Raw genomic sequence first — 21,404 nt, 5'->3', positions numbered from 1 at the left:
GAGGGTCGCGACCGTGCGTCGCAAATCGCTCACGAAAAGTCAGCATGGCGGGAACGGGGAGGGCGGGAGGGTGGGTTGAGGCCTACCGCCCATTCCTTCAAGAAGCGGCTCGGGTCTCGCGGCCCGGAGACCGGGGCTCAGGCTCCGTCGCCGGCAGCGAGCGTGAGGAAGGCCGACCAGGCATCGGCGGCCACGGAGAAACGGGGGCTTCGAGCCCCGAGCTTCGAGTCGCGGATGTGGATGGTGTGGGGGGTGGCGGCGACTTCGAGGCAGGCGCTGCCCTCCGAGTCGCTGTAGCTGGATTTGCGCCAGGCGTAGGCGAGTTCGAGGCATTCGCCGCCGCCGGTGCTGCTGTAGCTGGACTTGAACCACATCAGCTCGGTGGACATAGCTCCTCCGCCAACTTTCCGATGAAACGCGCCGACTCGTCAGGGCTGAGCGCCTTCCGAAGGATCATCGCATGACGTTGGGCGACCGTACTCACCTTATCGAGGTCGGCGTACAGCCTTGCGGTCGCTTGCCCTTCCTCGTAGACCAACGCTTCATGCTCGGCCGTCTCCAACAGCACGAAGGGTCCGTCGAGTTCGGGGCCTGCGCCGTCGAAGGTCAGCACCTGGATGGTTACGTTGCGGGACTCGCCCGCCTCGTTTAGCCTGCGCAGTTGCCTTCCATGCGCGTCGGTTCCACCCACCTGGTTACGCAGAGCCAGCTCTCCGATGACGAAATTGAAGGCTTTGGTGCGCTGCTCGAGCAGCGATTGACGCTCCAAGCGGCCTGTGAGCCGCTCTTCGATCGTCTCGTCATCCAACGGAGGGAAGTGGGTGTTGAGGTAAGCCCTGATGGTCTCCTCGGTCTGGAGTAGACCCGGGATCAGCAGAGGCTGATAGGAACTGAGCACAACCGCCTCGGCCTCGTACTGGACGTAGTCCTCGGCGTACGAGAGGTACCGCTCCGGTTTCAGAAACTCGTGCCCCGCCAGCAACTTCCCCCGCGCCCCGCACAACTGATCCGCGATCTGCAACAACCGCAACGTCGGCCGACGCCGCCCGCACTCCATCGACTTGACGTACTCGTAGTCGTACCCGGCCTCCTCCGCCAGGGCCTGGCGGCTGACCTGGGCCTCCTCGCGCCACAGCTTGATCTGACCGCCGCAGTACCGCCAGTTCTGCTGCGCCTGCTGGGACTCCCCCGCGGCCACGCGCCCTCACCCGCCTCCCGCCGACACAGCGCGTACGTACACGCTGTGTACCCGACTCGCCACCATGAGGCTAGCCACCGGCCACGGGGCGTTTCCGCGGTTCGGCCGGGTTACACCCGCAAGGGCGCGCGGCCGACGGCTCAGTCCGTCTTCCCGGAGTCCTTCTCCGGACCCTTCTCGTCCTTCTCCGCCAGCTTCCCGATGTAGTCCTGGGCCTTGTCGACGGCGGAGTCGATCTTGTCGTGGTGCTTGCCGCCGGTCTTGCCGTCGATGAAGTCGCCGGCCTTCTCCAGACCGGCGGAGATCTTGTCGCCGTGGGTCTCGGCGATGTCCTCGACCTTGTCCTTGAGGTTCTTCAGGTTCTTGAGCTGTTCGAACATGTGCGTGCGTTCCTCTACAGCGGTGTAGTTGCTGAGCCCTCATGATCTCATCGCGGGCCGCCGTGCACGCACCGTCCGTGTACAGCCGCGCCGCGTACCGCCGCGGCCACTCCCGGGACGGCGCGGCGGCCCGCAGCCTGGTGCCGCCGAACGACGGAGCCCACACGTACCCCACGCGAGGAACCCCACGCCCATGCCGACGACGCCCTCCCCCAGCACCACGCCCCGCCGCTCGCCCGGCGCGCTGCCCCGTGACATCGAGTGGCGCATGCCGCGCCACGCCCGCAGCGTGGGGCGGGCGCGGACGTACCTGCGGGAGCAGATGGCTTCGTGGAAGGTTCCGCAGGAGGTGACGGAGACGGCCGTACTGCTGCTGAGCGAGCTGATGACGAACGCGTACCGGCATGCGAGGACGGCGCCGGGGCGCGAGATCTGGGCCCGCTGCGTGCTGGACGACACGGGCCGGCTGCGCGTGACGGTCACCGACGCGAACGAGAGCCTGCCGGTGCCCCGCGAGGCGTCATGGGAGGACGAGTCCGGCCGGGGCCTGGCCTTGGTGGCCGAACTGGCGGACGACTGGGGAGCGGAACCCCGGCCCGGCGGGATCGGCAAGACGGTCTGGTTCGAGCTGGACGCAGCAACTGAGGCGGGGGCCCTGTGAGCCCGGCGTGCCCCGCTCTACTGCCAGAAGACCTCTTCGACCACGATCTGGGGATCCTCGATCCTCTGCATGAAGACGTACCTCAGCCACCCGTGCCCGTTGTCGAAATACAGAACACGAGGCCCTTTCGGGTCGCTGGACCTGGCGGGCTCGACACTCATGCTCGCAGGCAGACCGGCGTCGGTCTCGACGCCACGGAAATACGGGTCCGCCGCCGTGACCAACTCGGCACGTGCCGCATCGAGCGCCTTGCGGACGTGCTCGGGAAGCGCGTCACGCGCGGCTTGCGCCTTGAGCGTCCAGTCCATCTGCCAGGGCGGGCCCATGAACCCGGCGTCCGTCACTGCCCGGGCTCCGTCCGGGCCGCCAGATGCCGGAGGTTGGAGGCTTCCTCCAGGAGCGCTCCGGCCTCGGCGGCGTCGTCGCATTCGTACGCAGCCCGGTGTTCGAGAGCGGTGACGTAGGCGTCGAGGTGCGGGTCCCGGGCGATGGCGTACTCGCCCCACCAGCGGGCCATGAAGGCGGGGACGGTGGTGACGTCGTAGGCGTCCGCGACGTACCGCTTCCAGTGGGCGTCGAAACCAGGGAGCAGCTGCGGAGCGTGCTGCGCGATGGCGGCCCGCAGGGCTTTCGGGTTCCTGTCCGGCATGGGCGGGACGCCGGGTGTGGGGTGCGAGGCTGCTGTCGTCATCGGTCCTCCGGAAGGGTGCGAAGGATGCAGGGCGCCATGGCATTCACCGTACCGCCTCCCCGGCCCGACCCCACCGCCCGCACGACGAAGGCCCCGCCGCTCAAAAGCGGCAGGGCCTTGTCTCACATGGGGTACCCGCGGGTGCGGGCGAGTGGAGATGGCGGGAATCGAACCCGCGTCCAACGGTGCGGAACCAGGGCTTCTCCGTGTGCAGTCCGCTTCGATTTTCTCGGCCCCGGAGATCACGCGGACAAGTCTCCGACGGGCTCAGTCACTGTTTGGTTTCCCTCTTCACCCCGTGACCGGGATCAAGGTTTAGTCCCCTAGCTGATGCCAGGATCCGGGTCGGGAACAGCCCCGGGCTGACACTCCCTTATAGGAGGCTCGCGGTCGCTACCTGAGATCAGGCAGCGAGGGCGAAGGCCTGCTGGGAGGAATCGCGCTTGGTATTGGCGATTATTTTTTTCGGCCTGTGGTTTACGAGATCATGGCCGCTTCCTCGACACGCTTCCCCTGCTTCGACAGCCGCTGTCGAAACCGATCATCCCCATGTTGATTTTTCAAACCCTCCGGAGAGGGACCCTTCCGGAGAAGGGAGCCTGCACCGGCTGTGCGGTGCGTTGCCATCGTACGTGACCAACGCGGGTCCTTGCCAGCTTATTCCCGGCGCCCTGGCGTCCTGGCCCGCCCGCGTCCGCCGGGCGCCCGCTACGCCCGCTCCTTGCGCCGCACCGCCGAGATCACCCGCTCCGCCTCGCGCCGGTCCTGCTTCTCCCGCAGGGTCTGCCGCTTGTCGTACTCCTTCTTGCCCTTCGCCAGCGCGATCTCGATCTTGGCGCGGCCGTCCTTGAAGTACAGGGCGAGGGGCACGATGGTGTGGCCCGTCTCCTGGGACTTCGACTCCAGCTTCTCGATCTCCTCGCGGTGCAGCAGCAGCTTCCGCTTGCGCCGGGCGCTGTGGTTGGTCCACGTGCCCTGGCTGTACTCCGGCACGTGCACGTTGTGGAGCCACGCCTCGTGATCGTCCAGTTGCACGAAGCCGTCGACCAGCGAGGCCCGCCCCTGGCGCAGCGACTTCACCTCGGTGCCGGTGAGGACCAGACCGGCCTCGTAGGTGTCGAGGATGTGGTAGTCGTGCCGCGCCTTCTTGTTCTGCGCGATCAGCTTGCGCCCTTTTTCCTTAGCCATAGTGCCGACCATTTTGGCACCACACAGGGGGTGTGCGGAAAGTCCATTTCCGCGGGGCCCCCACCGTCCCCCACCGCTCCCCCGGACCGGCCGGCGGGCCGCCGGGTCAGGACGGGTCGCCCAGTCCGGTCAGGACCGTACGGGCCCGGTCCACCGGGTCGCCCCCCGCGTCCAGGTCGGGGGTGATGCCGCGGCCGTCCACGCCGCGCCCGCCCGGGGTGCGGTAGTGGCCGACGGTCAGCTCGGCGACCGATCCGTCGGGCAGCCGCGTCGGCATCTGCACCGAGCCCTTGCCGAAGGTCCGGGAGCCGACGACGACGGCCCGGCCGCGGTCCTGGAGCGCCCCGGTGAGCATCTCGGCCGCGCTCATCGTGCCGCCGTCGACGAGCGCGACCAGCGGCCTGGACGTGTCGCCGCCGGGCTCGGCGTGCAGGGCGCGCTGCTCGCCGTCGACGTCGTAGGTGGCGACCAGGCCGCCGTCGAGGAAGGCGGAGGCGGTGGTGACCGCCTCGGTGACCAGGCCGCCGGAGTTGCCGCGCAGGTCCAGGATGATCCCGGAGCCGGGCCGCGCGGTGCGTACGGCCGTACGGACCTTGTCGCCGACGCCCCGGGTGAAGGCGCTGATCCTGATGACCGTCGTCCCGTCGGCGAGCCGCCGCACGGTGACCGGATCCGTGGACAGCCGGGCCCGCCGCAGCGTCCGCGTCCAGGTGCGCGTGCCGCGCTCGAGCCCCAGGGTGACCGAGGTGCCGGCGGCCGCGTCCTCGGCGTCACCGCGCAGTAAGGAGACGACGTCGGTGACGGGCAGCCCGTCCACCTTCTCGCCGTCCACACTCCGCAGCCGGTCACCGGCCCGGATCCCCGCGTCGGCGGCCGGCGAGCCGGCCTGCACCTTCATCACGTCGATCCGGCCGTCCCGCTCGCGCCGCGCCCACAGGCCCACGCCGGTGTACCGGCCGGCCAGGGAATCCTGGAACTGCGCGAAGTCGCCCGGGGAGTAGACGGCACCCCAGCGGTCGCCGCTGCGGCTGACGGCGTGCTCGGCGGCCTCCATCGGGGACTTGCCCGCGGCCATGGCCTCGGCGGCGGCCCGCGCCACCTGCTCGTGGCCGTCCGCGGCGGCCGGCGGGCCGGAGGAGGAAGAGGATCCGTACGACGGCCCGGCCGCGTACCCGGACGGGGCCGAACGGCCTGCCGCCGCCGCGGACTTGCGCTCGTGCCCCGGCAGCGAACCGGTCGCCGCCCCGGCCACGAGGACCCCCACGAACACCAACGTCAGACTTGCCCCGGAGCGGCTGCGGCGGGGCGGGCAGAACGGGTCACGGCCTGACATGGCGGTGAGTCTAGGACAACGCGACGGGGCCGCACGCGCGCTCGGCGGTGCGGCCCCGTTGGCGTGTGTCACACCTTCAGATACTTGCGCAGCGCGAGGAACCCGGCGAGCGCGGGGATCAGGAAACTCGCGGCGAGGATGAGCGGGAGCTTGGTGAGGACCGCGTCCCAGCCCACGAAGTTGATCAGCTGAAGCTTGGAGGACAGCGCCACTCCGTGGTCGATCACGAAGTACTGCACGGTCACCAGGAACGAGGAGGCCAGCAGGCCGCCGATCAGCCCGGAGACGGCGGCCTCCATGATGAACGGCGCCTGGATGTAGAAGCCGGAGGCGCCGACCAGCCGCATGATCCCGGTCTCCCGGCGGCGGCTGAACGCGGAGACCCGCACGGTGTTGACGATCAGCAGCGTCGCCACCGTGAGCATCACCGCCATCACACCCCGGGCCGCCCAGTTCAGATAGCCGAGCAGGGTGAAGAGGTTGTCCAGGATGCTCTTCTGGTCCTGCACGGACTGCACGCCGTCACGGCCGTTGAAGGCGCTGGCGATGACCTGGTACTGCTCCGGGTTCTTCAGCTTGATCCGGTACGACTCCTGCATCTGGTCCGGCGTGATCGAGGCCGCCAGCGGGGAGTGTCCGAACTGCTCCTTGTAGTGCTTGTACGCCTCGTCCTGGGACTCGTACGTGACCTTCTCCACGACCGGCATCTTCTGCAGGTCGGCGAGGATCGCCTTCTTCTGGTCCTCGGTGACCGCGCCCTTGGCGCAGTTGGCGTCGGACTCGGCGTTGCTCTTGTTGCAGAGGAAGATCGACACGTTGACTTTGTCGTACCAGTAGCCCTTCATCTTGGTCACCTGGTCGCTCAGCAGCAGCGAGCCGCCGAACAGGGCCAGGGACAGGGCCACGGAGACGATGACGGCGAACGTCATCGTCAGGTTGCGGCGGAGACCGACACCGATCTCCGACAGGACGAACTGGGCGCGCATGGCGTCTGGTCAAGCCTTTCCGTCGTGGACTTCTCAGTGCTGGTAGCCGTAGACGCCGCGCGCCTGGTCGCGGACGAGGCGGCCCTTCTCCAGCTCGATGACGCGCTTGCGCATCTGGTCCACGATGTTCTGGTCGTGGGTCGCCATCACCACGGTGGTGCCCGTCCGGTTGATCCGGTCGAGCAGCTTCATGATGCCTACGGAGGTCTGCGGGTCGAGGTTGCCGGTGGGCTCGTCGGCGATCAGCAGCTTGGGCCGGTTCACGAACGCCCGCGCGATGGCGACGCGCTGCTGCTCACCGCCGGACAACTCGCCCGGCCTGCGGTCCTCCTTGCCGCCGAGCCCGACGAGGTCGAGCACCTGCGGCACGGACTTGCGGATCTCGCCCTTCGACTTGCCGATGACCTCCTGCGCGAAGGCCACGTTCTCCGCGACCGTCTTGTTCGGCAGCAGGCGGAAATCCTGGAACACGGTGCCCAGCTGGCGGCGCATCTGCGGCACCTTCCAGTTGGACAGCCGCGCGAGGTCCTTGCCCAGGACGTGCACCTGTCCGTGGCTGCACCGCTCCTCGCGGAGGATCAGCCGCAGGAAGGTGGACTTTCCGGAGCCGGAGGACCCCACGAGGAACACGAACTCACCCTTCTCGACTTCCAGGGAGACATCCCTGAGAGCGGGGCGGGTCTGCTTGGGGTAGACCTTGGAGACATTGTCGAATCGGATCACGGATGCACCACGGGTCGCCGGGGGTAGATGAGCGTGACCATACGCGAGTCGGGTGTGCGAGCGCAGTCACCGGTCGGGGTTGGGGACAGTTGTGCGTTTTGTCTTCTTGTCCCCGCCGTACGTTCCTCCCGGCGGGATCCCGGAGGACCCCGCGCTGAAATCCGGGGAACCTGGCATGGTGGAGAGGGGAACGTTCGCGGGGCCGCGGACGTTGTCGGGATGTAATCGGTGCGAGGAGGGCGAGCGCATGACGTACGACCGGCTGGTGTGCGCGAACTGCGCGGCGCCCGTGAGCGAGGGCCGGTGCCCGGTGTGCCGCGCGAACCGCGAGCGGCTGCAGCAGGAGAACAACTTCCTCGCCGGGCTGAACCCGATGGCGCTGGTCGCGCTGCTGGCGGTGCTGATCGCCGGGGTGGCGCTGCTGGCGCACCAGACCGCGTAGCCGCGGTCCTCGAGTCGGACAGGGCGAAGGGGCCCGGAGCGGTTCGCTCCGGGCCCCTCACCGTGCGTCGGTCACGCCCCGTGGGGCTGTGGGCACGCTCAGGCGGCGGCGCCGCCGCGGCCCGCCATCACGCGCGGCAGCACGCGGAAGCCGATGCCGCCGGCGATCATCGTCGCGGCGCCGATCAGCAGGAACGCGGTCTGGCCCGCACCGGTCTCGGCCAGCGCCTTGCCGCTGCCCTGGGGCGCGGCGTTCGACGTGTCGGCGGTGGTGTCCGAGCCGGTGTCGGTCAGGGCCGAGGAGCCCTGCTCCTGCGGAACGGTGTTGTTGCTGCTGCCACCGTCGGGGGTGGTGCCGCCGGTGGTGTCGCCACCGCCGTTGCCACCGTTGCCGCCGGTGCCGCCACCGTTGCCGTTGCCGTTGCCGTTGCCACCGTTGTCGCCGGACCCGCCGTTGTTGCCCGACCCGCCGTTGTCGCCGGAGCCGCCGTTGTTGCCGGAGCCGCCGTTGTCACCGGACCCGCCGTTGTCACCGGAGCCACCGTTGTCACCGGAGCCGCCGTTGTCACCGGACCCGCCGTTGTCACCGGAGCCACCGTTGTCGCCCGACCCGCCGTTGTCGCCCGACCCGCCGTTGTCACCGGAGCCACCGTTGTCGCCCGACCCGCCGTTGTCACCGGACCCGCCGTTGTCACCGGAGCCGCCGTTGTCACCGGACCCGCCGTTGTCGCCCGAGCCGCCGTTGTCACCGGACCCGCCGTTGTCGCCCGAGCCGCCGTTGTCACCGGACCCGCCGTTGTCGCCCGAGCCACCATTGTCGCCGGACCCGCCGTTGTCACCGGACCCGCCGTTGTCACCCGAGCCACCGTTGTTGCCCTCGCCGCAGCTAGGGTCGACGACGATGTCGCAGGGGTCGCCCTCTCCCGCCTTCAGGCCGAGGCTGACCGGACCGACCTGCACGTTCGCGTCCAGCGCGGAAGCCGCACCCGCGGCGGTCAGCGAGGCGCCCGCGGCGATCACGGCGCCCGCGGCTATGCGCGCGACCCGGACCCGCGTCTTCTTCGTCATATGTTCGCTACCCCCAGTAGCCGATCGTCAATGAGGCCGCGCTCGGGGCAGTGATCGACGGAGAAAGCTGAAAGATGAAGCCCCCCGGTTCACATGCGCCCCGTTGGATACGCATGCCGCGCCTCACCCTTCCCATATTTCAAAGCAACGTCAAGGCCGTTGCGACCGCGATGTCCGGGTACGCGCTCTTTGCCGGACGAAGAGCGATGTGAGTGTGACGCAAAACCCAGACATCGGGTACGGAAAAGGCAACTGCCGCCCCGAGGGCAGCAGTTGCCTTGTCGACAAAGCGTCCGTTTTTTACTTGCTCTGCTGTTCCTGCTGCTTGCGCCAGCGAATTCCGGCCTCCAGGAACCCGTCGATCTCGCCGTTGAACACGGCCTCGGGGTTGCCGACCTCGAACTCGGTGCGCAGGTCCTTCACCATCTGGTACGGGTGCAGGACGTACGAACGCATCTGGTTGCCCCAGGAGTTGCCGCCGTCGCCCTTGAGGGCGTCCATCTTGGCCTGCTCCTCCTGGCGGCGCCGCTCCAGCAGCTTGGCCTGGAGGACGTTCATCGCCGTGGCCTTGTTCTGGATCTGCGAGCGCTCGTTCTGGCAGGAGACGACGATGCCGGTGGGCAGGTGGGTGATGCGGACCGCGGAGTCGGTCGTGTTCACGCCCTGGCCGCCGGGGCCGGAGGACCGGTAGACGTCGATGCGCAGTTCGCTCTCGTCGATCTCGACGTGGTCGGACTGCTCGACGACGGGGAGGATCTCCACACCGGCGAAGGAGGTCTGCCGGCGCCCCTGGTTGTCGAAGGGCGAGATGCGCACGAGCCGGTGCGTGCCCTGCTCCACCGAGAGCGTGCCGTAGGCGTAGGGCACCTGGACGGCGAAGGTGGTCGACTTGATGCCGGCCTCTTCGGCGTACGACGTCTCGTAGACCTCGGTCTTGTAGCCGTGCTGCTCGGCCCAGCGCAGGTACATGCGCTGGAGCCGCTCGGCGAAGTCGGCGGCGTCCACGCCACCGGCCTCCGCACGGATGTTGACGAGGGCTTCCCGCGAGTCGTACTCGCCGGACAGGAGCGTACGGACCTCCATCTCGTCCAGCGCCTTGCGCACCGAGGCCAGCTCGGACTCGGCCTCGGCACGGGTGTCCGGGTCGTCCTCCTCCTCGGCCATCTCGAACAGCACGGCGAGATCGTCGATCCGGCCGCGCAGCGCCTCGGCCTTCCGGACCTCCGCCTGGAGGTGGGAGAGCCGGCTGGTGATCTTCTGCGCCTCGTCCGGGTTGTCCCACAGGGACGGCGCGGCCGCCTGCTCCTCGAGCACGGCGATGTCTGCCCTCATCCTGTCGAGGTCCAGAACGGCCTCGATCGACTCCATGGTCGAGGAGAGGGACTTCAGCTCTTCGGATACATCGACGACTGCCACGCCTCCAGCGTAACGGCTCCGCCAGGCGGCCAGCGCCGGACGGGAGCATCGGACACGGGCGGGCGCCGGGCGCGGGACCCGGCCGCGGGGCCGGGTCGCGGGTCAGGGCGAGGAGGGGGCCGAGTGCTTCGGGTCCTGGGCGGGGGCCGTGCCCTCGTCGCCCGAGGACGCCCACCAGGCACCCGCGCCCACCGCGGCGACGAGCACCAGCCCGGCCACGCTCAGCGTGATCCGGCGGCGGCGGGCCGCGGTGCGGTGCCGGGCCGAGCCGGGACGGGGGGCGCCGGGCGTACGGGGCGCGCGGGCCGTGCCGAGGGCGCCGCCGGCCAGCTCGTCCGGCGCGGGCACCCGCATCGAGGTGTGGGTGTCCCGGTTGGAGTCCGGCTGCGCGCCGGGCACCAGCGGGACCGCGCCCCGGCGGCGGGACCGGTCGGCCACCGGTGCCGCGGCCTCCTCGGGGGCCTCCTCGCCGTTCTCCCGGGCCGGGTCCGTGTCCGGTTCGTCCACGTCCAGGGGCGGCATGCCCGCCAGCATCGGCAGCAGTTCCCGCAGCCGTGCCGCCAGCTCCGACGCCCGCAGCCGGGACGCCGGCCCCTTCGCCAGGCACTGCACGATCAGCTGCCACAGCTCGTCGGGGATGCCGGGCAGCGGGACGACGCTCTCGGTGACGTGGCGGCGCAGGACCGCGCCGGGGTGGCCGCCGCCGAACGGGGTGAAGCCGGCCAGCAGCTCGTAGAGCACCGTCGCCAGGGCGTAGATGTCCACCGCCGCGCGCGGGGGCAGCCCCTCCACGATCTCCGGCGCGAGGTAGTCCGGGGTGCCGATGATCTTCGTCGCGCGGGTGCGCCTGGGCGAGTCGATGAGCTTGGCGACACCGAAGTCGGTCAGCAGCGCGGGGTGGGCGCCGCCGGGACCGAGGGGACCCTGCATGTCGAGCAGGACGTTCTCCGGCTTGACGTCCCGGTGCACGACCCCGGCGGCGTGCGCCGCGGCCAGCCCGTCCGCCACGTCGGCCACGATCGCGACGGCGGCCTCGGGGGAGAGCCGGCGCTCGCGCTCCAGGCGGGTGCGCAGGTCGGTGCCGCGGACCAGGTCCATGACGAGGGCGAGGTCGTTGCCGTCGACCACCAGGTCGCGTACGGAGACCACGTGCGGATGCTCCAGGCCCAGCAGGGCCGTCCGCTCCTGCACGAAGCGGCCCACCAGCTCCTGGTCGGACGCGAGGTCCTCACGCAGCAGCTTGATGGCGACGGGCCCCTCCGGTCCCTCGCCCAGCCACACCGTGCCGGCGCTGCCCCGCCCAAGGATCTGGTTCGCGGTGTACCGGCTGCCGATCTTCCGTGCCAAGACTGCTCCTACAGACGCGTGTTGCCGACAAAACTACGCGTCCGACGAGGCAACCTTCACCGCGGAGACGGAAATCACCCGCCAGGTGTCGACAAATATCCAAACTCGCGAGGGCGCGGCCGGACAGGCGGACGCCCGCCCAGGGGGCGGGCGTCCGCGGATCAGCCGCCGAGCTTCTTGACCCAGCCGGCCGCCTGGTCGAACCAGTGGGTCAGCTGGGACCAGTAGCCCCGGCCGGTGCCGATCCAGTCCTGCAACGGGCTCAGCTCCCACACCAGCCAGCCCGCGACGAACAGGATGACGATCGTGAACAGACAGCCCTTCAGGCAGCCGAGTCCGGGGATCTTCATCGGGTTCGCGCCGCGCTGCCGCGGCGGCCTCGGCTCACGCGCCGGGCGCTGCGGCTCGGCGGCGGGCGGCGGCGCGTAGCGCTGGGGCTCGGGCCGCTGCGGCGCCGGGGCGTACTGCTGCGGCTGGGGCTGCGGGGTCGCGTACCGGGGCTGCTGCGGCGGCTGCTGCTGGGGGTAGCCGTAGCCGGGCTGCGGCTGCGGCGGGTGGCCCTGCCGGGGCTGCTGCTGGGGCCGGGCGACCTGCCGCTGGGGGCGGCGGCGCAGCGGGTCCTCGGTCGGGTCGAGGTACTGGACCTGCGTCTGCTCGTTGCGGTCGCGGGCCGCACGCAGCTGGGACTGCCAGGGGTGCGGCTGGTCCGGCTCCTGCCCGGGCGGCACGGGCGGCATCACGCTCGTGGGACCGGCGGCGCCGTGGGGCATCACGGTGGTCGGGTCGGCGGCGCCCGGCGGGCCGTCCGGCCCCTGCGGGGCGCCGGTGTGCGGCAGGACGCTGGTCGCGCCGTTCGGGTCGTACGCCGGTGTGCCGTGCGGCAGCACCTGGGTGGGGTCGGCGGCGCCGGGCACGCCGTCCGGCGCGGGCACGGGCGCGGGCGCCGGATCGGGGGCCAGCAGCGCGCCGACACCCTCCGCGGCGGCGATCTGCGCGGCGTTCGCGTGCACGCCGACGCCCTCGGCGACCACGCGCAGGGCGCGCGCCAGGTTCTCCGCGCTCGGCCGCTCGTCCGGGTTCTTGCGCAGGCAGCGCTCGATCACCGTCCACAGCGGGTCGGGGACCGTGGAGGGGCGGCGCGGTTCGGCGCTCAGGTGCTGGTGCAGGACCTCCAGGGCGGAGCCGCCGGAGAACGGCGGCCGCCCGGTGACCAGCTCGTACAGCAGGATGCCGGCGCCGTAGATGTCGACGGCGGAGGTCTGCGGGCGGCCCTCGGCGGACTCGGGCGCCACGTAGGCGGGCGTGCCGACGAACTCGTGGGTACGGGTGAGACCGGGCGAGTCGGCCAGCCGGGCGATGCCGAAGTCGGTCAGCATCGGGTGCATCTGCCCGTCGTCCTGCTTCAGCAGCACGTTGGCCGGTTTCAGATCGCGGTGGACCACCCCGTCGGCGTGGCTCGCGGCGAGCGCGTCGGCGATCTGCGCGGTGAGCAGTGCCGCGGCGACCGGGGTGAGCGGGCCGTTCTCGCGCAGGTAGCGGTGCAGGTCGGGCCCGTCGACGAGGTCCATGACCAGCGCCAGCAGGTCGCCCTCGACGACCAGGTCGCGCACCCGGACGATGTTCGGATGGGTGAGGCGGAGCAGGACGGACCGCTCCCGCAGGAACCGCATCACGACGTCCGCGTCGTTCGCCAGCTCCTCCTTGAGCACCTTGATCGCGACGGTCTCGCCGGGCTGGCCGGGCACGGCCGCCTCGGCTCCCGCCCGCTGGTGCTGGCGGGCTCGCCAGACGGTCCCGGTGGCACCGCGTCCGAGCGGTTCCTCCAGGAGGTATTTGCTGCCTACCGGCCGCACGTCATGCGCTCCCTGTCGCTTGCCTACGTTCCGACACACTGTAGTGCCGGTCCGCCCGGCACCGGCCGGTCGAAGTTCCCCTCCCCCGGGGACCGCCTTCCCGGGCCGGGCCACGTCTCCGTTCGAAGGGAAGACGCTCGATCCGGACCGGCAGGTTGCCGGAACCGGACGTGACCGATCTCAACCGGTCATCCGCACAGCGTCGGCCAGGCACTTTTGGGGGCAGAGCCGACCATTCAAGATCACTTGCCGGTGGGTGGCGGGCACGGTGTCAGCGGCAGGTGCGAGGATGCCTGCAGTACTGGCCGACGTGCCCGTGCGGCGGTGGGGGGAATGTCCGCGGTTGGGGGGCCGCGGAGCGGCATCGTCCCCTCCGGCTTCGCGGGCGCCCGCGCAGAAGGGACCGCTGACGGCGATGCAGATCCGGCTGACCGTCGTAGACCCGCTGGGCCCGCCCTCCCCCACGGCCCGGGGCCGCGCCGCGAGCCGTGACGTACTGGTCACGGCGCCCGCGGGGACGGCCCTCGCCGCGGTGGCCTCCGCCCTCGCCGCCGCGGTCGCCGGGGAGGCCGGGGCCGCCGAGCGGGCCGGCCGGGAGCGCGGTGCCGGTGCCGCCGAGCGGCCCGGCCGGGAGCCCGGCGCCGGCCCGGTGGTGCTGTACGCGGGCGCGGAGCGGCTGGACGCCCAGCGCTGCACGCTCGGCGAGCCCCCGCTGCTGGACGGCGCGGTGCTGTCCCTGGGCGCCCCCGCCCAGCCCGAGGCGCACCCCGAGCTGGACGAGGCCCCGACCCAGCTGCACGTGATCGCGGGCCCGGACGCGGGCGGTGTCCACCTGCTGCACGGCGGACAGATCACGGTCGGCCGTTCCGCCGACGCCGACGTCCCGCTCGACGACCCCGACGTCTCCCGCGTGCACTGCGCGGTCACCGTCGCCCCCGACGGCCGGGTCTCGGTCGCCGACCTCGGCTCCACCAACGGCACGGCGCTGGACGGCCGGCCCGTGGACCGCCCGGTCCGCTTCGCCCCCGGCGCGCTGCTGCGCATCGGCGAGTCCGTGCTGCGCCTGACCCCGTCCGCGGGCCCGGCGGCCCGCAGGGAGACGGCCCCGGACGGCGAGGGCCACGCCCGGGTCGCGGGCCCCGCCCCCACGGACGCGCGGACCGGCGACCACCGTCCGGTAACGGGCCCCTGGGACCGTACGGAAGCGGAATCCCTCCACCACCCGGGGGCGGAAGCCTTCCGGGACGCGGGACCCGGCGCGGGTCCGGGCTCCGGTCCGGGCGCGGCGACCGTGGCGGGCACCGGCACCGCCGCCTGGTCCTCCGGACAGGCGCCGGGCGCGGCGGCCCCGCACACCTGGGAGCGCGGCCCGGCCGGCGCCCCCGCCGTACCCCCGCAGGGCCGCGCACCGCGGATCGAGAGCCGGGGCGGTGACACCCACGCGGGCCGGGGCGGGGTCGCCGGGTACCCCGGTGCCGCCCCGGGCCCGGACGGCTCCTTCGACGGCGGCGGGCGCAAGGGCACGCCCGTGCGGGGGACCGACGTGCCCCAGGGACTGCGCAGGCGCGGCGGGCTCGGCGCGTGGGCGCGGCGGCTGGCCGGCGGGCGCGGCGAGGCGGCGGCCCGTGGCGAGGCGTACGACGACACGGCGGCGGACGCGCCGGACGGGACCGCGCCCGGCCCCTGGGCGACGCCCCGGTCGCCGGAGACCTGGCCGGACCCGGCGGCGCTGCTGCTGACCGCGCTGGGTCCCGGCCCCCGGCTGTGGGAGCGCGGCCCGGGACACTCCGAGGCGCTGACGGTGCGCCTGGGCACCGCCGACCGCCCCGCGCCCGACGGCTCCGGACGGCTGCTGCCCGCGGTCCCGGTGACGGCGGACCTGCGCGAGGTGGGGGCGCTGGGCCTGGCCGGACCGCGCGCCCGCCTGTCCGGGCTGGCCCGCGCGGTGCTGGCCCAGCTCGCCGCGCTGCACTCCCCCGACGCCCTGGAGATCGTGCTGCTCAGCACGGACCGCGCCCGTCCGGCACAGGAGCGGGCGGCGGAGTGGTCCTGGCTCGGCTGGCTCCCCCATCTGCGGCCGGGCCACGGCCAGGACTGCCGGCTGCTCCTGGCCTACGACCTCGAGCAGGCCGCGGCCCGCACCGACGAACTCCTGCGCCGCCTGGAGGACCACCTGGCGGACACCCGCACCCCGGCGCCCGCGGCGATCCGCGCGGACCACCCCGAAGGCGCCGCACCGGGCGCCGGCGGCGACGGGCCGGCCGCACCGCACCCCGCCGAGGCCGGCCCCGCGGCCGCCCACCGCCCCTCCTGGGCGCGTCAGGAGACGGCGTCCGGTCCGGCCGGCGGCTTCGCGGGTCCGTACACCGTGGTCGTCGTCGACGGCGATCCCGGCGGTGCCGCCGTGCGCGACGCGGTGGCCCGGCTGGCGCAGGAGGGTCCCCGCGCGGGGATCCACGTGATCTGCCTGGCGGAGGCGGCGGCCGCCACCGCGCCCGCGCTGCCGCGGGCGCACCAGGGGCCGTACGAGAGGCCGTACGAGGAGCCCTACGAGGCCGCGCACGGCGAGCGGCCGCACTCAGGGGCGCACGGAGAGCCGTACCGAGGGGCCTACGAGGAGGCGTACGAGGCGGCGTGCGCGGCCTCGCCGGTGTTCCGGGAGTGCGGGGCCGTCGCGCTGCTCGGCGGTGACGTGGCGACCGCGCTGCGGCTGATGCGCGTCGCCCGCTCCGGCGGCCGGGCGCGGGGGCCCGTGGCCCCGGGCACCGTGGCCGTCGTCGACGCCGTGTCCCCGGCGTGGGCGGAGCGGTTCGCGCGGGCGCTGGCGCCGCTGCGGTCGGCGGAGACAGCGGCCGGGAACCGGCCGGCGCGGGTGTCGGCGCCGCTGCCGCTGTCGGCGCGGCTGCTGGACGAACTGGGGCTGGCCCGCGCCACCCCGGCCTCGTTGCAGGCCCGCTGGGCGGACGCGGCCGACGACGCCACGGCCCTCGGCGGCCGGGCCTGGGCGATACTCGGGGCCGGTCCGCGCGGACCGGTCTGCGCCGACCTCGTGGCCGACGGGCCGCACCTGCTGGTCGAGGGACCGGCGGGCAGCGGCCGTACGGAGCTGCTGCGTGCGGTGGTGGCGTCGCTGGCCGCCGCCGAGCGCCCGGACCGCCTGGGCATCGTCCTGGTGGACGGCCGGGACGGCACCGGCACCGCCGGCGGGCCCGGGGAGGGCCTGCGGGTGTGTACGGACGTACCGCACGTGACGACGCACCTCACCGCCAACGACCCGGTGCGGATGCGGGAGTTCGCCCAGTCGCTGAGCGCCGAGCTGAAGCGGCGGGCCGAGCTGCTGGGGCTGGCGGACTTCGCCGAGTGGCACGGGCGGCGGGGGCTGTCCGGCCGGGTCGTCGCCCAGCGCTCCGGGCCGCCGGGCCCGGGGAGCGGCCCGGCGGCGGGAGCGGGCGCGGACGATCTCGACACCCCGCCCAGCTCCACACTGCGGCTGCGGCCCGCGGCGGCGCGGGCCCGGGCCGAGGCGGCACCCCCGCTGCCCCGGCTCGTCGTGGTCGTGGACGACCTGGACGCCCTGGTCTCCCCGGCGCTGGGTTCGCCCGGCCGGCCCGCCGCCGGGTCCGTGGTGCGCGCGCTGGAGGCGGTGGCCCGGGACGGCGAGCGGCTCGGCGTCCACCTGGTGGCGGCCACCGCTCCGGGAGGCCGTACGGCGCAGACCGAACCGGTCCGCCGGGCCGCGCTGCGCGTCGTCCTCGACCCGCCGGAGTCCGGCCCCGCGGCGGCCGGGCCGCTGGAGCGGTCGGGCGGGGCCGGCGGCCGGCCGGCGCCGGGACGGGGCCGGCTGACCGCCGCTGACGGCCGGGTGACGCCGTTCCAGGGCGGCCGGGTCACGGGCCGCATCCCGCGGACGGCGACCCAGCGCCCCACGGTGGTGCCGCTGGAGTGGCAGCGCATGGGCGACCCGCCCACCCGCCGTTCGGTGCGCGAGCTGGGCAACGGCCCGACGGATCTGGCCCTGCTGGCGAGCGCATTGGAGCGGGCGGCGCGGGAGGTGGCCGCGGCCCGGGTGCCGTCCCTGATCTGAGGGCCGCCGCGGTGCGGTCCGGTGCCGCGCCGAGCCGTGCGCGGCCCGCACCCGGACCGCGGCCCTGACACACCGTCACGACCTGATCACGATCCCGGGGTTGAGGTGGTGGGCGCTCTTGCCGACATCCGGGCCCCGGCGTAGGACAGTGCGCACGGGACAGCGCTCGGACGTTCGACGAGTACGAAGAACGGGGCAGTGATGCACAGCAGGCGCAGCACCATCCGGACAGACAGGCCCATCAGCCCGGCGGGAGCCGGCAGACCCGCGCGGTCCGCCGGGGCCGGCCGTGCGGCCAGGGCGGCGGCGGTCCTCGCCGTCGGCGCACTGGCTCTCTCGCTGACCGCGTGCGGCGGTTCCGGCGACGGCAAGAAGGCCGGCGGCCCGAGCAGCAGCGCGGCCGGCGGGGACGCGGCCGGCGGCCCGGCCGTGACCCTGCCCAGACTGGACGGCGCGTCCCTGGAGGTCGCCGCCGTCTGGACGGGTGCCGAGCAGGCCAACTTCAAGAAGGTCCTCGCGGAGTTCACCCGGCGCACCGGCGCCAAGGTCACCTTCGTGCCCGCGCAGGACCCGATCATCAACTTCCTCGGTTCGAAGATCGCGGGCGGCCAGCCGCCGGACGTGGCGCTGCTCCCCCAGCCGGGCGCCATCAAGCAGGCCGTGGACAAGAAGTGGGCCAAGCCGCTCGGCCCAGAGGCGCAGGCGCAGCTCGCCAAGAACTACTCGCAGGGCTGGCAGGACATCGGCAAGGTCGGCGGCAAGCAGTACGGCACCTACTACAAGGCCGCCAACAAGTCGCTGATCTGGTACAACGCCAAAGTCCTCGAGGGCGCCGGGGCGAGCGAGCCCAAGACGTGGAAGGACCTGCTGACCACCGCGCAGGCGGTCTACGACTCCGGGGTCACCCCGTTCTCGGTGGGCGGCGCGGACGGCTGGACCCTCACCGACTGGTTCGAGAACGTCTACCTGTCCCAGGCGGGCCCCCAGAAGTACGACCAGCTCGCCCAGCACAAGATCAAGTGGACGGACCCGTCCGTCAGGCAGGCGCTCACCACGCTCGCGCAGATCTGGTCCAAGAAGGACTACATCGCGGGCGGGCAGAGCGGCGCGCTCCAGGTCGAGTTCCCGGCCTCCGTCACCCAGACCTTCACCGGAGGCGACCAGCCGAAGGCCGCCATGGTCTACGAGGGCGACTTCGCGCAGGTCAACATCGGTGAGACCAAGGCGAAGGTGGGCACCGACGCGAAGGTGTTCCCGTTCCCGGCCGTGGGCGCGAGTGCGCCGGTGGTCTCCGGCGGCGACGCGGCGGTGGTCCTCAAGGACTCCAAGGCGGCGCAGGCCCTGGTGACGTTCCTGGCCTCGCCGGACGCGGCGACGATCCAGGCGAAGCTCGGCGGCTACCTGTCGCCGAACAAGAACGTCCCGGAGTCGGCGTACCCGAACGAGGTGCAGCGCAAGATCGCCAAGGCGCTGATCGAGTCCGGCGACAACTTCCGCTTCGACATGTCCGACCAGGCCCCGCAGGCCTTCGGCGGCACCCCCGGCAAGGGCGAGTGGAAGGACCTCCAGGACTTCCTGAAGAACCCCTCGGACGTCGCGGGCACCCAGGCGAAGCTGGAGAAGGACGCCGCGGCGGCCTACGGCGGCGGAAGCTGACCCGGCGATGACGCCGGCAGCCGCGGAGGGTGCCGCCGCACGGACGGCGCCGCCCTCCGCCCCTTCCCCGCGCAAGAGCGTGACCGGCACCCGCAGGACCGTGGCGGCCCTCTTCCTGCTGCCCGCCCTGGTGCTGCTCGGCGCGCTCGTGGTCTACCCGATCGGGTACTCGCTCGTCCGCAGCTTCTACGACTCCTCCGGCCACGGTTTCACCGGGTTCGACAACTACAAGGCCCTGTTCACCGACGACGGCATCCGCACCGCGCTGAAGAACAACGTCATCTGGGTGGTGGTCGCGCCCGCGGTCGCCACCGCGCTCGGCCTGGTCTTCGCGGTGCTGACCGAACGGGTGCGCTGGGGCACGGCGTTCAAGCTGGTCGTCTTCATGCCGATGGCGATCTCGATGCTGGCGGCCGGGATCATCTTCCGGCTGGTGTACGACCAGGACCCGGACAAGGGCGTCGCCAACGCGGTGTGGGTCGGCGTCCACGACACCTTCGCGCAGTCGTCGGCGTTCCCGAAGGCCCACCCGGGCCGCGACTCGCCGCTGAAGCCCGACCACGGGGGCTTCGTGACCACGAGCCCGGTGCACACGGGCCGGCCGGTGGCGCTGCCGCTGGTCGGCGTCGCCCCCGACCAGATGCCGGACGGCGCGAAGAAGGCCGCCCCCGCACCGGCCGAGCCGGGGAAGGTCACCGGCACCACCTGGCAGGACTTCACGCGCGGCAAGGGCGTCGGCCGGCTCGGCGCGGTGGACCCGTCCGAGCTGGGCTATGCCGGGATGCGGATCGAGGCGGTCAAGGACGGCAAGGTGGTGGCCGGCACGAAGGCCGCCTCCGACGGCACGTTCACGCTGCCCGCGCAGGCCGACGGGGCGCTGCTGCGGCTGCCCGCCGGCAACTTCGAGGAACCGTACAACGGCATCGACTGGCTCGGCCCCTCGCTGGTCACCCCGGCCATCATCGGCGCGTACGTGTGGATGTGGGCCGGGTTCGCGATGGTGCTGATCGCGGCGGGGCTCGCGGGCGTGCCGCGCGAGCTGCTGGAGGCGGCCCGCGTGGACGGCGCGAGCGAGTGGCAGGTGTTCCGCAGGATCACCGTGCCGCTGCTCGCCCCCGTGCTCGCGGTCGTCGCGGTCACCCTGATGATCAACGTGCTGAAGATCTTCGACCTGGTCTTCATCATCGCCCCCGGCTCCTCGCAGGACGACGCCAACGTGCTCGCCCTGGAGCTGTACCGCAAGGGCTTCTCGGAGGGCCGCCCGGGCGTGGCCAGCGCGATCTCGGTGTTCCTCCTGCTGCTGGTGATCCCGGTGATGGTGTTCAACATGAGGCGGCTGCGGCGGGAGGTGCGGCGATGACGACCGAGGCCGTCACGAAGGCGCGGGCGGTGCCCGCCGCGCGGCCCGCCGGGGCCCGGCAGCCGCTCGGCTCGCGGCTCGCGGAGATCGCCGGCGGGGGCCTGGTCCGGGTGTTCCTGATCCTGGTGGGCCTGTTCTGGCTGGTGCCGACGATCGGCCTGCTGCTGTCGTCGCTGCGCTCACCGCAGGACATGAGCACCGGCGGCTGGTGGACGGTGTTCACCAAGCCCTCGCAGCTCACCTTCGACAGCTACCAGAAGCTGCTGGAGAACAGCGACATCACCAACTCCCTGCTGAACACCGTCCTGATCACGGTCCCCGCGACGGTGCTCGTCGTGGTGGTCGGCTCGCTGGCGGCCTACGCCTTCGCGTGGATGGAGTTCCCGGGCCGCGACTGGTGGTTCCTGGCCGTGGTCGGCCTGCTGGTCGTGCCCGTGCAGGTGGCCCTCATCCCCATCGCCGAACTGTTCGGCAGGATCGGCCTGTTCGGCACCATCTTCGGCGTGATCCTCTTCCACACCGGCTACGGCCTGCCGTTCGCGGTGTTCCTGCTGCGGAACTTCTTCGCGGAGATCCCGCGCGAGCTGCTGGAGGCCGCCCGCCTCGACGGCGCCGGTGAACTGCGCCTGTTCGCGCGGGTGGTGATGCCGCTGGGCGGACCCGCCATCGCGAGCCTGGGCATCTTCCAGTTCCTGTGGGTGTGGAACGACATGCTGGTCGCGCTGGTGTTCACCAAGTCCGGCACCCAGCCGATCACGGTGGCCCTGCAGACCCAGGTACGGCAGTTCGGCAACAACGTCGACGTCCTGGCGCCGGGCGCGTTCATCTCGATGGTGATCCCGCTGGCCGTGTTCTTCGCGTTCCAGCGGCAGTTCGTCTCCGGCGTGATGGCAGGCGCCGTCAAGTAGCCGCCGCGCACGCGGCGGGCCTCCCGCACGACCCTTCAGGGGGCGGACCGACACCGGTCCGCCCCTTTCCGTTCACCCACGATCCCCCATATGCCGTAGCGAACCGTAACC

The 21,404-nt window shown here is 72.5% G+C and carries 19 protein-coding genes and 1 other RNA gene; 6 read left to right on the top strand and 14 right to left on the bottom strand.

Annotated features, from left to right (window positions below; all coding sequences use genetic code 11):
- Window positions 1-137: 137 nt before the first annotated feature.
- The 3 genes from AC6I72_RS19360 to AC6I72_RS19350 all read right to left on the bottom strand — a co-directional run bounded on the left by AC6I72_RS19360 (window position 138) and on the right by AC6I72_RS19350 (window position 1,578).
- Window positions 138-389: a DUF397 domain-containing protein gene (locus tag AC6I72_RS19360; RefSeq protein ID WP_498002268.1), complete on the bottom strand. Its 252-nt coding sequence runs from the start codon at window positions 387-389 to the stop codon at window positions 138-140.
- Entirely contained in the window at window positions 374-1,198 is an 825-nt protein-coding gene (locus tag AC6I72_RS19355; RefSeq protein ID WP_498002266.1) for a helix-turn-helix domain-containing protein, read from the bottom strand. Before AC6I72_RS19355 ends, AC6I72_RS19360 begins: the two co-directional genes overlap by 16 nt.
- Window positions 1,199-1,338: 140 nt before the next feature.
- Window positions 1,339-1,578 (bottom strand): antitoxin, encoded by a 240-nt coding sequence (locus AC6I72_RS19350; protein WP_498002265.1) that lies wholly within the window; start codon window positions 1,576-1,578, stop codon window positions 1,339-1,341.
- A gap of 193 nt (window positions 1,579-1,771) precedes the next feature.
- On the opposite strand from AC6I72_RS19350, the gene AC6I72_RS19345 reads away from it, so the two are divergent.
- Complete coding sequence (locus tag AC6I72_RS19345; protein WP_498002263.1) at window positions 1,772-2,239, top strand: ATP-binding protein; 468 nt, start codon at window positions 1,772-1,774, stop codon at window positions 2,237-2,239.
- 17 nt (window positions 2,240-2,256) lie between these two features.
- On the opposite strand, the gene AC6I72_RS19340 is transcribed toward AC6I72_RS19345, so the two are convergent.
- From AC6I72_RS19340 to ftsE, 7 genes are all read right to left on the bottom strand, one after another.
- On the bottom strand, window positions 2,257-2,583 hold the full coding sequence (locus AC6I72_RS19340; RefSeq protein ID WP_498002262.1) for a hypothetical protein: 327 nt from the start codon (window positions 2,581-2,583) through the stop codon (window positions 2,257-2,259).
- Window positions 2,580-2,930, bottom strand: a complete 351-nt coding sequence (locus tag AC6I72_RS19335; protein ID WP_360972511.1) for a hypothetical protein — start codon at window positions 2,928-2,930, stop codon at window positions 2,580-2,582. The genes AC6I72_RS19340 and AC6I72_RS19335 overlap by 4 nt, the downstream gene beginning before the upstream one ends.
- 149 nt (window positions 2,931-3,079) lie before the next feature.
- Window positions 3,080-3,479: a transfer-messenger RNA gene (ssrA, locus tag AC6I72_RS19330) on the bottom strand.
- A 159-nt stretch (window positions 3,480-3,638) separates the two neighbouring features.
- Window positions 3,639-4,118 (bottom strand): SsrA-binding protein SmpB, encoded by a 480-nt coding sequence (gene smpB, locus AC6I72_RS19325; protein ID WP_360972513.1) that lies wholly within the window; start codon window positions 4,116-4,118, stop codon window positions 3,639-3,641.
- Window positions 4,119-4,224: 106 nt separating this feature from the next.
- Window positions 4,225-5,451, bottom strand: a complete 1,227-nt coding sequence (locus AC6I72_RS19320) for a S41 family peptidase (protein ID WP_498002259.1) — start codon at window positions 5,449-5,451, stop codon at window positions 4,225-4,227.
- Window positions 5,452-5,519: 68 nt separating this feature from the next.
- Window positions 5,520-6,437, bottom strand: a complete 918-nt coding sequence (gene ftsX, locus AC6I72_RS19315) for a permease-like cell division protein FtsX (protein ID WP_037862573.1) — start codon at window positions 6,435-6,437, stop codon at window positions 5,520-5,522.
- A 33-nt stretch (window positions 6,438-6,470) separates the two neighbouring features.
- Entirely contained in the window at window positions 6,471-7,160 is a 690-nt protein-coding gene (gene ftsE, locus AC6I72_RS19310; RefSeq protein WP_037862576.1) for a cell division ATP-binding protein FtsE, read from the bottom strand.
- Between the two features lie 247 nt (window positions 7,161-7,407).
- Between ftsE and AC6I72_RS19305 the strand changes: the two genes are divergently transcribed.
- Window positions 7,408-7,602 carry a hypothetical protein gene (locus AC6I72_RS19305; RefSeq protein WP_037862579.1) on the top strand — a complete coding sequence of 65 codons (195 nt, stop codon included), beginning with the start codon at window positions 7,408-7,410 and terminating at the stop codon, window positions 7,600-7,602.
- Window positions 7,603-7,700: 98 nt separating this feature from the next.
- On the opposite strand, the gene AC6I72_RS19300 is transcribed toward AC6I72_RS19305, so the two are convergent.
- The 4 genes from AC6I72_RS19300 to AC6I72_RS19285 all read right to left on the bottom strand — a co-directional run bounded on the left by AC6I72_RS19300 (window position 7,701) and on the right by AC6I72_RS19285 (window position 13,285).
- Window positions 7,701-8,669, bottom strand: a complete 969-nt coding sequence (locus AC6I72_RS19300) for a hypothetical protein (protein ID WP_498002257.1) — start codon at window positions 8,667-8,669, stop codon at window positions 7,701-7,703.
- A gap of 300 nt (window positions 8,670-8,969) precedes the next feature.
- On the bottom strand, window positions 8,970-10,085 hold the full coding sequence (gene prfB, locus AC6I72_RS19295) for a peptide chain release factor 2 (RefSeq protein WP_498002255.1): 1,116 nt from the start codon (window positions 10,083-10,085) through the stop codon (window positions 8,970-8,972).
- Between the two features lie 102 nt (window positions 10,086-10,187).
- On the bottom strand, window positions 10,188-11,432 hold the full coding sequence (locus AC6I72_RS19290) for a serine/threonine-protein kinase (protein ID WP_498002254.1): 1,245 nt from the start codon (window positions 11,430-11,432) through the stop codon (window positions 10,188-10,190).
- Window positions 11,433-11,593: 161 nt separating this feature from the next.
- Window positions 11,594-13,285: a serine/threonine-protein kinase gene (locus AC6I72_RS19285; protein WP_498002252.1), complete on the bottom strand. Its 1,692-nt coding sequence runs from the start codon at window positions 13,283-13,285 to the stop codon at window positions 11,594-11,596.
- Between the two features lie 415 nt (window positions 13,286-13,700).
- On the opposite strand from AC6I72_RS19285, the gene AC6I72_RS19280 reads away from it, so the two are divergent.
- The 4 genes from AC6I72_RS19280 to AC6I72_RS19265 all read left to right on the top strand — a co-directional run bounded on the left by AC6I72_RS19280 (window position 13,701) and on the right by AC6I72_RS19265 (window position 21,293).
- On the top strand, window positions 13,701-17,369 hold the full coding sequence (locus tag AC6I72_RS19280) for an FHA domain-containing protein (RefSeq protein ID WP_498002251.1): 3,669 nt from the start codon (window positions 13,701-13,703) through the stop codon (window positions 17,367-17,369).
- Between the two features lie 201 nt (window positions 17,370-17,570).
- A complete protein-coding gene (locus AC6I72_RS19275) occupies window positions 17,571-19,025 on the top strand; it encodes an ABC transporter substrate-binding protein (RefSeq protein ID WP_498002250.1) in 1,455 nt (484 codons plus the stop codon).
- A 7-nt stretch (window positions 19,026-19,032) separates the two neighbouring features.
- Window positions 19,033-20,385, top strand: a complete 1,353-nt coding sequence (locus AC6I72_RS19270; RefSeq protein WP_498002248.1) for a carbohydrate ABC transporter permease — start codon at window positions 19,033-19,035, stop codon at window positions 20,383-20,385.
- On the top strand, window positions 20,382-21,293 hold the full coding sequence (locus AC6I72_RS19265; protein ID WP_498002246.1) for a carbohydrate ABC transporter permease: 912 nt from the start codon (window positions 20,382-20,384) through the stop codon (window positions 21,291-21,293). The genes AC6I72_RS19270 and AC6I72_RS19265 overlap by 4 nt, the downstream gene beginning before the upstream one ends.
- Window positions 21,294-21,404 lie beyond the last annotated feature (111 nt).

The organism is Streptomyces sp. Xyl84 (assembly GCF_059731885.1).
This window is presented reverse-complemented; position numbering and strand designations above follow the sequence as displayed.

What these genes read in the sequence shown, in the direction of transcription:
- AC6I72_RS19320 (WP_498002259.1), bottom strand. Translation starts at nt 5,451, where the DNA reads ATGTCAGGCCGTGACCCGTTCTGCCCGCCCCGCCGCAGCCGCTCCGGG.
- AC6I72_RS19300 (WP_498002257.1), bottom strand. Translation starts at nt 8,669, where the DNA reads ATGACGAAGAAGACGCGGGTCCGGGTCGCGCGCATAGCCGCGGGCGCC.
- ftsX (WP_037862573.1), bottom strand. Translation starts at nt 6,437, where the DNA reads ATGCGCGCCCAGTTCGTCCTGTCGGAGATCGGTGTCGGTCTCCGCCGC.
- AC6I72_RS19345 (WP_498002263.1), top strand. Translation starts at nt 1,772, where the DNA reads ATGCCGACGACGCCCTCCCCCAGCACCACGCCCCGCCGCTCGCCCGGC.
- AC6I72_RS19280 (WP_498002251.1), top strand. Translation starts at nt 13,701, where the DNA reads ATGCAGATCCGGCTGACCGTCGTAGACCCGCTGGGCCCGCCCTCCCCC.
- AC6I72_RS19265 (WP_498002246.1), top strand. Translation starts at nt 20,382, where the DNA reads ATGACGACCGAGGCCGTCACGAAGGCGCGGGCGGTGCCCGCCGCGCGG.
- AC6I72_RS19275 (WP_498002250.1), top strand. Translation starts at nt 17,571, where the DNA reads ATGCACAGCAGGCGCAGCACCATCCGGACAGACAGGCCCATCAGCCCG.
- smpB (WP_360972513.1), bottom strand. Translation starts at nt 4,118, where the DNA reads ATGGCTAAGGAAAAAGGGCGCAAGCTGATCGCGCAGAACAAGAAGGCG.
- AC6I72_RS19350 (WP_498002265.1), bottom strand. Translation starts at nt 1,578, where the DNA reads ATGTTCGAACAGCTCAAGAACCTGAAGAACCTCAAGGACAAGGTCGAG.
- AC6I72_RS19305 (WP_037862579.1), top strand. Translation starts at nt 7,408, where the DNA reads ATGACGTACGACCGGCTGGTGTGCGCGAACTGCGCGGCGCCCGTGAGC.
- AC6I72_RS19270 (WP_498002248.1), top strand. Translation starts at nt 19,033, where the DNA reads ATGACGCCGGCAGCCGCGGAGGGTGCCGCCGCACGGACGGCGCCGCCC.
- AC6I72_RS19360 (WP_498002268.1), bottom strand. Translation starts at nt 389, where the DNA reads ATGTCCACCGAGCTGATGTGGTTCAAGTCCAGCTACAGCAGCACCGGC.
- AC6I72_RS19335 (WP_360972511.1), bottom strand. Translation starts at nt 2,930, where the DNA reads ATGACGACAGCAGCCTCGCACCCCACACCCGGCGTCCCGCCCATGCCG.